11 protein-coding genes and 1 pseudogene are annotated in these 14,217 nt (G+C 32.4%); all 12 read left to right on the top strand.

The features are described 5' to 3' along the window. The first annotated feature begins 489 nt into the window (after nt 1-489). Nucleotides 490-1,281: an IclR family transcriptional regulator gene (locus Q4Q39_RS14110; protein WP_303283156.1), complete on the top strand. Its 792-nt coding sequence runs from the start codon at nt 490-492 to the stop codon at nt 1,279-1,281. A 174-nt stretch (nt 1,282-1,455) separates the two neighbouring features. After that, nucleotides 1,456-2,472 (top strand): zinc-dependent alcohol dehydrogenase, encoded by a 1,017-nt coding sequence (locus Q4Q39_RS14115; RefSeq protein ID WP_303283157.1) that lies wholly within the window; start codon nt 1,456-1,458, stop codon nt 2,470-2,472. Between the two features lie 20 nt (nt 2,473-2,492). Further along, nucleotides 2,493-2,612: pseudogene (locus Q4Q39_RS14120) on the top strand (2-deoxy-D-gluconate 3-dehydrogenase); the annotation flags it as partial. A 60-nt stretch (nt 2,613-2,672) separates the two neighbouring features. Continuing rightward, complete coding sequence (gene aldA, locus Q4Q39_RS14125; protein ID WP_303283158.1) at nt 2,673-4,127, top strand: aldehyde dehydrogenase; 1,455 nt, start codon at nt 2,673-2,675, stop codon at nt 4,125-4,127. 3 nt (nt 4,128-4,130) lie between these two features. Next, nucleotides 4,131-5,225 (top strand): mandelate racemase/muconate lactonizing enzyme family protein, encoded by a 1,095-nt coding sequence (locus Q4Q39_RS14130; protein ID WP_303283159.1) that lies wholly within the window; start codon nt 4,131-4,133, stop codon nt 5,223-5,225. Between the two features lie 21 nt (nt 5,226-5,246). Then, on the top strand, nt 5,247-6,293 hold the full coding sequence (locus Q4Q39_RS14135; RefSeq protein ID WP_303283160.1) for an aldose epimerase family protein: 1,047 nt from the start codon (nt 5,247-5,249) through the stop codon (nt 6,291-6,293). Continuing rightward, nucleotides 6,290-6,436, top strand: a complete 147-nt coding sequence (locus tag Q4Q39_RS14140) for a hypothetical protein (protein WP_303283161.1) — start codon at nt 6,290-6,292, stop codon at nt 6,434-6,436. Before Q4Q39_RS14135 ends, Q4Q39_RS14140 begins: the two co-directional genes overlap by 4 nt. A 46-nt stretch (nt 6,437-6,482) precedes the next feature. Continuing rightward, a complete protein-coding gene (locus tag Q4Q39_RS14145) occupies nt 6,483-7,517 on the top strand; it encodes an L-rhamnose/proton symporter RhaT (RefSeq protein WP_303283162.1) in 1,035 nt (344 codons plus the stop codon). 723 nt (nt 7,518-8,240) lie between these two features. Next, entirely contained in the window at nt 8,241-8,768 is a 528-nt protein-coding gene (locus tag Q4Q39_RS14150) for an RNA polymerase sigma-70 factor (RefSeq protein WP_303283163.1), read from the top strand. 67 nt (nt 8,769-8,835) lie between these two features. Beyond that, nucleotides 8,836-9,993, top strand: coding sequence for a FecR family protein (locus tag Q4Q39_RS14155; RefSeq protein ID WP_303283164.1), 1,158 nt, complete (start codon nt 8,836-8,838; stop codon nt 9,991-9,993). 1,312 nt (nt 9,994-11,305) lie between these two features. Beyond that, nucleotides 11,306-12,799: a M16 family metallopeptidase gene (locus tag Q4Q39_RS14160; RefSeq protein ID WP_303283165.1), complete on the top strand. Its 1,494-nt coding sequence runs from the start codon at nt 11,306-11,308 to the stop codon at nt 12,797-12,799. Nucleotides 12,800-13,834: 1,035 nt separating this feature from the next. Next, nucleotides 13,835-14,217, top strand: a 383-nt coding sequence (locus Q4Q39_RS14165) for a hypothetical protein (protein WP_303283166.1), incomplete at its 3' end; no start/stop codon positions are given.

Below are 14,217 nucleotides of genomic sequence, written 5' to 3' on the forward strand. Positions count from 1 at the left end.
TTTTAAAGGACGAGGATCGATGAGGTATCTCATCATGATGAGATGTTTCGAAAGTTTATACTAAAGGAGCGCAGTCGAAGGGCTCATGTTTCGCTCCGTCGATGACAAACAGCTGTATTTCATTAGATTATATAAGACAAAAATAGAATATGACTTTATGAATTTGTCGTAAAGCTTCTTCTAGATGTATGCGAGATTATCAATTTGTACTTAGGATAATAGCCTTTTATCCAAAGTTATGGGTAAAACGAGATAATTGATGTGCTAAGATATTTTTTGGTTAATAATATATTACAGCAGACATGAAAAGCAATTATAAAAAGAAGTGCTGCTAAAAAGATTATTCTTGCTATGAGGGTAACTCTTAGTTAATCTTAATTTAAAATTTAATATAGGGCTTTTAGAAAAGTGGTCTTAATATTTTAGATTTGATGAGGTAATATTTACTCTTAAGTAAATAATGTTACTTTTGTTAACAACATCTAACCAATGACTAAAGAAAACGGAGACTTAAAATCGAACTATAATGTTCCTAATCTTGAACGAGCTCTTTTAATTATAGAGCTGCTTGCAGACCATAAACAAGGCTTAACACTTTCTCAAATAATAGAGTCTTTAGATATCTCTAAATCAAGTGCATTTAGAATTACTAGTACGTTGATTTTTAAAAATTATCTTCAAAAAAACGAAACTACTAAGAAAATTACGTTATCTAGAAAGCTTTTAACTTTAGGTATTTCATCAATGAACGAGCAAAGTATTGTTGAGCTTTCAATAGATGTTATGAGGGCTTTAAGAGATGAGTTGAAAGAATCTGTAATGCTTGGGGTGCTTATAAATAATAAAGGAGTTATTTTAGAACAAGTATCATCATCTTACCCAGTGAAGCTATATGTAGAACAGGGTACGCATTTCAATTTACATAGCTCTGTTGGCGGAAAATCTATATTGGCATATCTCGATATAGAAAAATTAAATACTATTTTAAATAATCTTTCTTTGAAGCGCTTAACTTCAAATACAATAATATCAAAAAAAGAATTTAGAGAAGAACTAAAACAGGTTAAAGCTAAAGGGTTTGCAATAGATAATGGTGAGGATATACAAGGGATACATTGTATTGGTGCCCCTATTTTTAACGAATATGGTTATCCTGTTGCAGCTTTATGGATTACTGCTCCCCATGGTAGATTACCGCATAGTGAATTTGATAAAAAAGGTAAAATAGTAGCTCAATACGCTTCAGAGATTTCATCTAAATTAGGGTATTTAAAAACTTAATCTCCTTTTTTAAGGAGGTTTTATTCTTTCCAATTTACATCATATATTATTTTAAGTTATGAGCAAATCGTTTAGTGCAAGTAATTAATAGCTTTTTTGAAAATTAAATATAAAATATTTGTATATTCGATTCAAATAAGAAACAAGTTTGTTATTTGAAAACATTAAAATATAATGAGAGCAACACAATACCAAGGAGATAAAACCTTTAATGTATTAGAAAAAGAGATTCCAGAACCAGCTAATGGAGAAGTTAGAATTAAAGTAGCCTATGTAGGTGTGTGCGGAACAGATGTGCATATTTATCACGGTATGATGGATAAGCGTGTTAATATTCCTGAAACTATTGGTCATGAAATGTCTGGTATAATTCATGCGATTGGCAAGGGCGTTTCAGGCTATGCTGTAGGCGATAAAGTTGTGGTTCGCCCGTTAGATGATAGAAAAGTAAAACCTTCTGATAAAGGATTTAATCATATTTGTGAAGAGCTAAAGTTTATAGGAATTGATAGTCCTGGAGCTATGCAGGAATACTGGAACGTTCCAGCATTCACACTTCATAAATTAAAAGAAGATACCGATTTAAAATTAGCAGCATTAATAGAGCCTTTGTCAGTAGCAACACATGATGTACGTTTAAGTGGACTGGTTGCAGGAGAGACCGCTGTAGTTTTAGGTGGAGGCCCAATTGGTCTTTTAGTAGCTATGGTTTCTAAAGAAGTAGGTGCAAATGTTATTATATCTGAAGTGAATGAAAAACGCATTGCTAAAGCAAAATCTATGGGATTAAATGCTGTAAGCCCCTTAAGAGTAGATTTAGTTGAATACGTTCGTGAACAAACTGAAGGACGTTTAGCTGATGTTGTTTTTGAAGTTGCTGGTGTGCAGCCTGCATTGGATGTGATGACCGAAGTAGCCGGTATAAGAGGTAGAATCCTGATGGTAGCCATTCATGGTGAACCAAAACCAGTAAATTTATTTAAATTCTTCTGGAAAGAATTGAAACTAATTGGTGCGCGTGTATATGAAAAAGAAGATTACGAAAAATCAATTCAACTTATCACAGCAAACGAATTGCCATTTGAAGATATGATTACAGATGTTCAGCCATTAAGCAATATCCAAAACGTATTTGAAAATATAGACAATAATCCTGATGGTATGAAAGTGCTTATGGATTGTTCGTTATAAAACACCCAAAAACTTAAAGAATGAGTATTTTAAACACATTTAGTTTAGAAGGAAAAACGGCCTTAGTAACGGGTTGTAAGAGAGGGGTTGGAAAGGCTATGGCTATTGGTTTAGCAGAAGCAGCTGGATATATGAATGGTGCTATCGTTCTTGTTGACGGTGGTTGGATGGGAAGATAATCAATTAAAAAAATAAGTAAAATGGCAGAAATAAAAGAATATCAATTGTTTATAAATGGAGAATGGAAAACATCTGCATCTGGAAAAACGATTGATATTATTAGTCCATCCACTGAGGAAGTAGTTGCTAGAGTGCAAAATGGAACAGCAGAAGAGGCTATAGAAGCTTTAGAAGCAGCAGAAAGAGCTCAAAAAGAATGGAAAAAATTACCTGCGCGAACTAGAGCAGAGTATTTGTATGCGTTCGCAGACGAGATTGATGCAAGCGCAGATTATTTATCAAAACTATTAGTACAAGAACAGGGAAAACTTCTTAAAGTGGCAAAAATGGAAGTGGCAGTAACAGGTTCTTTTATTAGATATGCGGCTGAGGGTGCCAGAAGAATTGAAGGCGATATTATTCCTTCTGACAATCCAAACGAACAAATTTGGATTCAAAAAGTACCCAGAGGTGTTGTTGTAGCTATTACTGCATGGAATTTTCCATTAGCGTTAGCTGGCCGTAAATTAGGACCCGCTTTAGTAGCTGGAAATACACTTGTTATTAAGCCAACGTCTGAAACGCCTTTGGCTACTTTAGAGTTAGGGAATTTAGCTAATAAAGTAGGTGTTCCTCCTGGAGTAATTAATATTTTAACAGGTCCAGGTCGTGCTATGGGTAATGCTTTAGTCGAAAGTCCAATTACTAAAATGGTGACTATGACGGGGTCTACACCTGTTGGTCAACAAATTGCTAGAAATGCAGCAAAAAACTTAACACACGTGCAACTTGAGTTAGGTGGTAAAGCACCGTTTATTGTCTTTGAAGATGCCGATATTGATGCTGCTGTAGCATCAGCATTACACTCACGTTTCGATAACTGTGGACAGGTATGTACCTGTAACGAACGTATGTATGTACATGAAGCTATTTATGATGTATTCATGGAGAAATTTATTGCTGCAACCAAAGCATTGAAAGTTGGAGACCCCATGTTAGATGATACAGATATGGGACCAAAAGTAAATAAAACTGAAGTGGAGCATATGGAGCATTTAGTAGAGGTTTCTGTAAAAGAAGGTGCAACAATTGCAACAGGTGGTAAACGACCAAAAGGAACTGTATTTGAAAAAGGGTTTTGGTTTGAGCCTACAGTTTTAACTAACGTTACACAGGACATGACGATTGTTCACGAGGAATCTTTCGGCCCAATTTTACCGGTATTAAAATTTAGTTCTTTTGATGAAGTTATCGGATATGCTAATGATTGTGAATATGGATTAGCAGCAATGGTATTTACAAGTAATATGAATACCATCATGAAGTGTAATGATGAATTAGAATATGGTGAAATCTATGTGAATAGAGGTCACGGTGAGCAACACCAAGGATTCCATAACGGTTATAAACTATCTGGTTCTGGTGGTGAAGATGGAAAGTATGGTTTTGAGCAGTATTTAGAAAAGAAAACGTTTTATATAAGGCATAAAGCATAAGAAATGAGTACAAAAATTTCAAAAGTTGATACACGACTTTTTACTGTGCCGTTACCAGAAGTTATGTCTGATGCAAAACATGGCGACCATTATCATTTTGAGCTGGTAACTGTTACCATCACTCTTGAAGATGGTAGCGAAGGTACAGGGTACACTTATACCGGAGGAAAAGGTGGTTTTTCTATAAAAGCAATGGTAGAACATGATTTTGCTAACGTTTTAGTAGGTAAAGATGGCACGGATATCGAAGGTATTTACGATTTTTTAGAATGGCATGTGCATTATGTAGGTCGCGGTGGGATAGCATCTTTTGCTATTTCGGCAGTAGATATTGCATTATGGGATATTCGATGTAAAAAAGCGGGTCAACCATTATGGAAAATGGCTGGTGGACATGGAAATACTTGTAAAGCATATTGTGGTGGTATTGATTTGATGTTTCCAATTAACAAACTTTTAAATAATATGAAAGGTTATTTAGAAAGAGGGTTCAATGCCGTAAAAATAAAGATAGGTAGAGAAAATTTACAAGAAGATCTAGATCGCATTAAAGCTGTACGTGAATATATCGGTCCAGATGTTACATTTATGGTAGATGCCAATTATTCTATGACGGTTGAAAAAGCTATCAAAGCTATTGAAGGTTTCAAGCAATATGATATTACTTGGTTTGAAGAGCCAATTATCCCAGATAATTACAAAGGATTTGGGGAGATTGTTGATGCAACAGGTTTTCCTTTGGCAATGGGAGAAAATTTGCATACCATTCATGAATTCGAATATGCTATGGATCAAGCTAAATTATCCTTTGTACAACCAGATGCTTCAAATTGTGGAGGTGTTACGGGATGGTTAGCTGCTGCAAAATTAGCAGAGAAACACGGAATTCCAGCATGTTCTCATGGTATGCAAGAGTTACATGTAAGTTTAGTGTCTTCGCAACCAAATTCTGGTTGGTTAGAAGTGCATAGTTTCCCTATAGATGAGTATACAACAAGACCTTTAGTGGTTGAGAATTATAGAGCAGTAGCACCCGATTACCCAGGTGTTGGCGTTATTTTTAATTGGAAAAAACTAGCGTCTTTCGAGGAAAAATAATAGCATTTTAAAACTTAAAAAATGAGTATAACCATTTCAGATTTTGGATCATTAGCAGGGGCAACTGTAAAAGAGTACGCTTTAAAAAATAGTAATGGTGTTGAGATTAAAATAACCGACTACGGAGCGACTATTACCACAATTAAAGTGCCAGATAGCAAAGGTAATATTGAAAATATTGCTTGCGGATTTGATACTCTTGATGGTTATTTTGGAAAGGATTATGTAGAAAATGCACCTTATTTTGGAGGTACTATTGGTCGCTATTGTTCACAAATTAAAGATGCTAAATTTTCTTTAAACGGACAAGACTATAAAATTGCTGATAACTGCGGACCTAATAATTTACATGGAGGTATCGTAGGATTTGATAAAAAAATATGGGAAGCTGAAGAATTTGCTTCAAGTGAGGCTGTAGGTGTTAAGATGACTTTAAAAAGTAGCCATTTAGAAGAAGGTTTTCCTGGGAATGTAGATGTTGAGGTTTCTTTTACTTTAACCAATAATAATGAATTGAATATTGATTATGTTGCGACACCAGATCAAGATACCCCTTTATCATTAACAAATCACACATATTTTAATTTGAATGCATTTAAGTCTAATGTAGAATGTCATAAGGCACAAGTACACGCAAATAAAAAATTACAATGTGATGATACAGGAGCTGCTACTGGAACTATAGTAAATGTTGATGGAGCTCCCGACGATATGCAGCAACCAAAGAAAATTGGTGATGCTCATAAAGGAATGGGGGATGGTTTCGAGAATTTTTATGTTTTAGATAATGAAAATGCTACTTTTATTGAAGCAGCAAAAATTACATGTCCAGATTCAGGACGTTCATTAACGGTTTCAACTACTGAACCTTGTATGTTATTATACACAGGAAAATATACTTCAGATCTTATAAAGCGTGAAAATGGCGAGCAGTATGGGAAATATAGAGGTTTTTGTTGCGAAACACACCGTTATCCAAACGGTCCAAATATTGAGAACTCACCAAAGTCCATAACCAAGGCAGGTGAAACATTTAAAAGTACCACTCAGTTTAAATTTAACTGGTGAAATTTATACTGAACTCATTTAGACTTTTTGGATTTAAGCGAAACTTAGAAGTTTTTGACTATGTTGAAGAGTTTTTTGAGTTGCATAGCAGAGCTACGGAAGGAAAAAAAACAAAAACAGAGCTGAAAACAGCCATTTTTTAGCAAATTGAAAAAGTCTAAATGAGTTCACTAACTAAACTAAATAATTATGATTGAAGATGTATCAATTCAAGGCGTATTATTAGCAATTTTTGCGGGATTAATGTTGGGATTATATGCCCTTCCAGAAAAGTTTACAAAAGATTTTAAGTATGAAAATACTTGGAGTTTATTCTTTTTACTCACCATGTTTGTGGTACCTATTATTGCATCGTTAGTTTTAATAAATGGCTTTGTAGATATTTTTGGCAACATGCCAACCGATATCTGGATTAAAATGGGCTTAACCAGTTTCCTTTGGGGTATTGGTGTTATGATGTGGGGTAAAGCTATCAATCATATAGGCTTGTCTCTAGGTTTTTCTTTGTTTATTGGGACTATTCTTTTAGTAGGGTCTTTATTGCCTTACCTCGTAGAAGACTTACCTGCTACTAATATATTAACAACCATATTAGTTGGTTTAGCTATTGTTTTGGTTGGTGTTATCGCTAATGGGAAAGCAGGATTAATTAGAGAAAAAGATGAAGCAAATTCTGGCGATAAACAAGAAGAAGGTAAAGGGTCTATGATAGCAGGAATATTAATTGCTGTAGTTGGTGGTTTGCTGGCAACTGGTTTTTCTTATGCTAATGCTGCGGGAAGACCTTACTTACATGAAGCCTGTCAGGCAGCTGGAAACCCAGAATGGGTAACGGCAGTAGCAGTAATGTTTCCTATATTTTTAAGTGGAGGAATTGTTATGACAGCTTATTTCTTATGGCAATTATCACAGAAAAAAGCATGGGGGGATTTTAAAACACCTGCTTTTAGTAAAAACTTTATACTTATATTAATTATGGCAGTATTTCATTATGCGGCATCTGCATTATTTGCTTACGCTGCTTTTAAACTTGGAGAAAGTGGAAATACAGTAGGGTATGCTATTTTTAATACGGCGTGTGTGGTTACAGCCATTATTAGTGGAATTATTACAAAAGAATGGGTTAAAGCATCTGGTAAAGCAAAAGGGTTTTTGTATTTCGGTTTAACTTGTATGGTTTTGGGAATTCTAATTGTAGCTTATAGTAATAGTTTGAAGTTGTAAATAACATTAAAAATATTTAATCTAACATCTGCAAAGGTGTAATAGATAACTTATAGTGAATCGAGGCATCCGTTGAAGAAATCAATAAGTGACATCTTCGGCGTCCCTTTTTGTTTGATAGCATTTGATTATAAATGAAACCATATAAAATGAAAAAGCATCACAAAATATAGAGAAACCTTTCTATTTTCATGAAAAGTTAAGTTTTTTACGCTACTATAAAAGCTCTTTTTTTTGATCAATATTGATATTTTGACTATGCAAAGACAAAAAAGGATACTATAATTTTTGAGTTTTTAGTTAATTTCAAGGAATTCCTTTATTTAATTCTTAAAATAAGAACATTATTTTTATCTTAGTAAGATTATGACTACTTTTTATTTAAACTAATGCTCTAATGATTTAGTTCTTAGTCTAAAAGTATCTTTTTAGATGAAAAATTTAGAATAATCAAAAAAAAGAACAAAATAATTTTAAGTGAAATTGTAAAATGTAAATAGTATTTCTTTTTTTTGTTTTATAATTGATTATATTTAAATGAGTTTACTCTAAAACAAGGGATTCTTTACAGGTTTAATACATGTTGTTTTTTACTGAAACCATAAAGCTTTCAAGAACTAAAATTGTTTTGCTTATTTATGGAATTAATAAATAACTGCGTATATCTTTACAAGATTAGTAGAAAATTACTTAGTTTTAGCGAATATTATCTCTAACAAGTCTATGAGGGGAGGCGACAACGAATTTACACTAAAAGCATATAAGGCGCTTTTTGATAGTTTATATCCGCAACTATGTGTGTTCGCGTATAAATATCTTAACGATCTGGATATTTCAAAAGATATCACTCAGGAAGTCTTTGTAAAAGTCTGGGAAGATAAAATTACGTTCCAAAACGAAAACCATGCCACAGGCTTTTTTTATAAAGCCGTAAAGAATAAATGTCTCAATTATTTAAAAAGTAAACAGTATAAAGTAACTGAGCGTTATGAGCTTGCAAATGTGGAAACTTATGAAACTGAAGAATACTACATATCGGATGCTGTTGTTATAGAAACCACTGCTGTTATAGAAAAAGCCATCAATAAATTACCCGAAAAAGCGGCTCAGGTTATTAGGTTGAGTATCGAAGACTATACAAATAATCAGATAGCGGATGAATTGTCCATATCTGTCAATACGGTCAAAGATCACAAAAAAGTAGCCTATCGTAAATTAAGAGATTTTCTCAGTTTTTTGACAATTAAATAATTTTGTTACATTATACCACCCACTTTTTCATTTTTTTGTATTAACTATAATAGCCTAAAATATTGCAATGGGTCATTCCAATAAAATAAAGTCACTTTCAGAAAAAATAGCAGCATCGTTAATAAAGAACGAAGCACCTAACGATTTAGAAATGTCTGAGAGTTTTGATGCTAAAACAAAAGAACAGATGTTATCAGAAATAAAATCAGGTAAGCATTTAGAACTTTTAAAAGAAATCGATACAGAAAAAGATTGGAAAATTCTAGAAAGAAAAATACAACAGCGATCTGGAAAATCATCCAAGTTTTGGTATTATGGTGCAGCAGCGACTGTGGCATTATTGATTACTATTGGTTTCGTTTTTAATAAAACAAACCAAGAACAAGACTTTGCCGAACCGATTATTGTAAATAATAATATTGAAATAGGAACTGACAAAGCAATCTTAACGCTTGAAGATGGATCAGACGTTGTTCTTGGAAAAGGAGCAGTTTATGAATCAAACCATGTGGCCAGTAACGGTGAAGAGTTAATATACAAAACCAGTAACCAGAAACAAACAAAAAACAACTATAACACATTAACGATTCCCAGAGGTGGACAATTCTATATTTTATTGTCTGATGGTACTAAAGTATGGTTGAATTCTGAGTCTCAATTAAAATATCCAGTGGCATTTAATAAAGGAGAAACCCGTGAAGTAGAATTGGTTTATGGTGAAGCTTATTTTGATGTGTCACCAAGTACAGAACATAAAGGTGCGAAATTTAAAGTGTTTAACAGGTCTCAAGAAATAGAAGTGTTAGGTACCGAATTCAATATAAAAGCTTATAAAGACGAAACCAATATTAGTACCCTATTAGTAGAAGGTAAGGTATCGGTAACTACAGCCGTTGCAAACCATGTGTTAGTGCCAAACCAACAATCAAATCTTAATCTAGAAACTAATACAATAAGTATTACTACAGTTGCTGATATTTATAACGAAACGGCATGGAGAGACGGTATTTTTAGTTTTGAAAATAAACCACTAACGGAGATTTTAAAAGTGCTGTCACGTTGGTATGACATGGATGTGATTATTGAAAATACACTACAAAAGGAAGAGCGTTTTATAGGTACATTTAATAAAAGTAATAGTATAGAAGATATATTAATAGCTATTAAAAGTACTAATTTCATTAATAGCTATGAAATAAATGATAAAACACTAGTAATTAAATAGTTTAAACGTAAAGAAATAAATAGTTGGCAGTTTTATTAGAATTGTTGGACTAATGTATTATTCATAATGGCGTTTGTCTAGAAAAGTTTACATATATATGTGCGTGTTAAGTTGAAACTTGCAGATAGATAGTCAGACATAGTTGTCTATTTATAGTTTTTCTCTCCGATTAACATGATCCAAAATAAAAAATAGTTTCATTGTCATGTCGACAATAGGAGACATCACATTTGAATAATTAAAATATGTAGTCATTTGGTTTTTATCAATGTAAAGAAATAGTCTAGCTATTTTAATGAACAAGCCAGCTGGCGTGTTGACATAGAGTTAATGTATATTTAATAAAACTTAAAGAAGATGCAATGTCAAAAAGGGAATAAGGGTGGTTTTAAGATTAATTAGGTTAGAGTAGTTAAGAATTCAAAACCGTCTGTTCCCTTTTATTAAATAAACTGAAAAGAAGACAATGTCAAAAAGAGTGTAGAATGTAAAGAAATAATCCATTGGACTATTATAATGAACAAACCAGTTGATGTATTGGCATAGTGTTGATTACATTTTAATGAAGTTTAAAGAAATGCAATGTTAAAAGGGGAATAAGACTGGTTTTAATATTAATTAGGTTAGAGTAGTTAAAGATTAAAAACCATCTGTTCCCTTTTAATAGAAGGTAGAACATTAAAAGTAAAAGTATCAACATAGGCATAAGCCAATATTTTAAATTAGGATCAGAAAAGTCAGTCTGAGAGCAGTCGAAGATATTATTAAACTATAATTTTTAAAAAAATTTCAAGTTTAGTTTATGCTGAGCGCAGACGAAGTACTCAATGTGATAAAACATACTACAATAAAAAGATAAAAATTAATATATAAAACCTAAACTTTTTATGATAGTTGTTTTTTGAATTAGTCACTCCAAAGACAACGTTTTGAAGTAAAGTACGGGCAATCGTTTTCATAGTTCGGTTGTCCATATTTTTTAATTGAAAACTTGAAGGTGCCTAAAAAGCCTGTAAGTTGTCATTTTGAGCGCAGTCGAAAAATCTGGACACACTATTAATCAAACATTTCATTTTGAACGACACTTTTAAACATCGTTTCTTTCATCACTGATTAAATAGCCAAAACTTATTCTGAAGACTAACCATAAATAAGCCTCATAAATAGAAGATTCAAAAGAGAAGTACCTTGGTTTTTACACAAGTTAAACGTGTTAGTTTTTATGTCTATTAATCAATAACAACCAAGTCTTTATTCTTAATTCTAACAGCAAAGCGGTCTTAAATCTTTTTACAAAAAAACAACCAGAAAAATGCAAAATACACTTTCCGTAATATCATCTCTATTAATCATAAACCTTCTATTGTTACTATTCTCGGTAAGTAGTAATGCCCAAACCATAAATTTTAACGATTCTTTGTATGTAGATAAAACTATTAAAAAAGGAAATTACCCCTTAAGACCTTATGTAGATATAGGAAAAGCACTTATGTCTGGTGTTATTATTAAAGAAGGTAAGATCATATCGGAAAGTATGTTACAGTCCATAGGCTCAACAACCTTTACTTTAAGCAATGGAATAAAAGTGCATTATAAGTTTACAGACAAAAACAAGAATGATGTACAACTCAGAGCGATAAGTTATGGGGGCTTGTCTTTAATAAAAGATCAGGATCTTCCCTCTGCACAATTGCTGGCTAAATTCATAATTAAATCAGGACTAGGAAATCATTCAGCTATTGATTTATCAAAAATATTAGTGGACAATACCGCTAAAACAGATATCCATATTTCCAATATAACAGAGAGCATTAATGGGTTTTCAACAACAAAGGATGTGGAAACCTTATTGCAAATGATTCATTTACGTTTTGTAAATCCACGATTTGACAAAGATGTCTATCAAGTAGTGATAGAGAATTTGAATAATTATATTACCAAAAGGTGTCATGACATTAATGAAAAGATTAAAGACAGTGTTACAGCGACCCTATATGGAAACAACCATCCTAAACGACGTTTATTTAATAATGAATTTATTAAAGATGTGTCTTTTGATAAGATAAAGGTCGTGTACATGGAACGTTTTAATAATGCAGCCGATTTCGAATTCTTTATAGTAGGGGATCTTCAAAAGAGAGCATTAAGGTCATTATTGGAAAAATATATAGCTAGTATTCCAATAAACGATACTAAAGAAACATGGCAGGACAATTCGGTATCATGGTTGGAAGATATGATTGATAAGAAGATTCCTTTAATTATGGAAAATCCTAAAAGTGAGGTTAGAATTGGCTATAAGAACATGATGAACTATAGCTTAAAAAACGTATTAGTAGCAAGGGCTTTGGGTGATATTTTAGAATTTCGATTAACGGAAATTTTACAGGAACAGGTAGAGGGGTATAGAGGGAATGTAAAAGTTAGTGTGCAAAAACGACCTATTGAACAAGCGTCCTTGCAAATAGCTTTTGATTGTAATCCAGATAAGATAGACCAGCTTATAGCAATGGTGAATCAGGAGATAAAAAACATAGCAAACGGAACTATTACTCGAACTGATCTGAATGAAATCAAATCAGATTATTTAAAAGAAAGAAAACAAGAGCAGGATTATAATAGCTACGATATACAAGTACTCATAAATTACTTTCGTGAAGACTATAATATGAATGACCCTAAAAACTCTGAAGATTTAGTAAATACAATCACAATTAAAGATATAGAAGCCTTTACAGAAGCATTAATAAAAGATTCTAAATCTTATAAAATAGTCTTTAGCCAAGACTTGAAAGTAAAGAAATGATCCACTGGGATCATTTTAGTAAAAAGAGTCAGATGACTAAAACTAAAAGACCTTCAGTTTTTTTAGTAAATAATTATAGTTTGTTCAAAATGTGATTGTTTATCATGGTGCTTTTCTGCCTATATATAGGTAAGTGGCTAACTGTTTTTTCGGAATTTGCAAATCAGAGATGTTATAAAAAAATGTATAATTTTAAAAGGAAATAAGAATCATTCTTATTAAAGTTTAAAACCAATCTGTTTTCTTTTAGTAAATTATTGTTAGAATTTCATTGACGTTAGTTAGCTTGTAATGATATCAGTCGAAGTGTAATAATCTGTATTATTGATAACCCAAATTTAACAGATTTTCTAATCACATTTTGATGCTCCATATAAAAATAGAGAAACTAAATTTATTGTTATTGTGAGGCTTTTTTAAGTCGAGAGACTCTTTTTGTTTTAAACCTTAATAATAAAGGTAAAGTTGTTTTTGAAATGGATTTATAGTTTTTAATTTAACAGATTTTCACATTTCATTTTTGCTTCTTAGTATGTCATAAAGATTAAAATTCACCATCGTTTAAAAGCTTTTAAATTTTGGTAATCAGTTTTTTATGTAATTTAGGCGATTCAAGATTTTTTATAGCTAAAAGAATATAATTTACTAATAATTATATTTTTTTTTAAATCAGACCCACCCACTTTTAATTTTCAGTTGTATGGACTATATAGAACTCATCTTGCCTCTCTCATATTTGAAGTACAAATGATGCTCTCGTCCCAAATTTTATCCTTGTTGTTCTTAGAAGAAGTATTGCTGGAGCAATAAGGTAAAGGCTAAGCTGTTGCAGACAAACAGGTATGATTGTTTTAATTATAAAACCTCAAACTGGGTTGTGCTCTTAAGATTTTTAATAAAAAAACACTAACTATTGAGTCGTTGTGTTTTGTGAAAAATCTAAAGTTTACAAATAATAGAAAGGATCGTTTCCAAAAAGATATTAAACAATTAAGAACTAAAATTAAATAACTAACAATTAAATAATCCTAAATTATGAAAAAAATTACAATTTTATTTACGGTGTTAACATTGGTTATAAACTCAGTTAGTGGTCAGACTATTTTTGATTGGGATACTAATGCCGTTGACACAGGAACGAGTATAACCGAGGAGATAGGAGGTTTAACCACTACCGTAACAAGTGATACAGCAGGTTCTTCATGGTTATTGACACCCTTTGGGAATTTTGGAGGGTCATCAGGAGATGTTATTTTTAATTCGGCTGCATCAGTGACTACAGTGACATTTACATTTAGCCAACCGGTAGTCGTCAATTCAATTCTGGCAATAGAGGGTAATGCAGGGGGCACCGTAGATTTTACGTTTACTCCGGATGGTGGTGATAATTTGGAAGTGGAAGCAACGCTAGCTGGCGG

The sequence above is a fragment of the Flavivirga amylovorans genome, assembly GCF_030540875.1.
Classification (GTDB): Bacteria; Bacteroidota; Bacteroidia; order Flavobacteriales; family Flavobacteriaceae; genus Flavivirga; species Flavivirga amylovorans.

Bases quoted from the DNA above. Each gene is read 5' to 3' on its own strand.
- Q4Q39_RS14110 (WP_303283156.1), top strand. From the start codon at position 490: ATGACTAAAGAAAACGGAGACTTAAAATCGAACTATAATGTTCCTAAT.
- Q4Q39_RS14115 (WP_303283157.1), top strand. From the start codon at position 1,456: ATGAGAGCAACACAATACCAAGGAGATAAAACCTTTAATGTATTAGAA.
- aldA (WP_303283158.1), top strand. From the start codon at position 2,673: ATGGCAGAAATAAAAGAATATCAATTGTTTATAAATGGAGAATGGAAA.
- Q4Q39_RS14130 (WP_303283159.1), top strand. From the start codon at position 4,131: ATGAGTACAAAAATTTCAAAAGTTGATACACGACTTTTTACTGTGCCG.
- Q4Q39_RS14135 (WP_303283160.1), top strand. From the start codon at position 5,247: ATGAGTATAACCATTTCAGATTTTGGATCATTAGCAGGGGCAACTGTA.
- Q4Q39_RS14145 (WP_303283162.1), top strand. From the start codon at position 6,483: ATGATTGAAGATGTATCAATTCAAGGCGTATTATTAGCAATTTTTGCG.
- Q4Q39_RS14150 (WP_303283163.1), top strand. From the start codon at position 8,241: ATGAGGGGAGGCGACAACGAATTTACACTAAAAGCATATAAGGCGCTT.
- Q4Q39_RS14155 (WP_303283164.1), top strand. From the start codon at position 8,836: ATGGGTCATTCCAATAAAATAAAGTCACTTTCAGAAAAAATAGCAGCA.
- Q4Q39_RS14160 (WP_303283165.1), top strand. From the start codon at position 11,306: ATGCAAAATACACTTTCCGTAATATCATCTCTATTAATCATAAACCTT.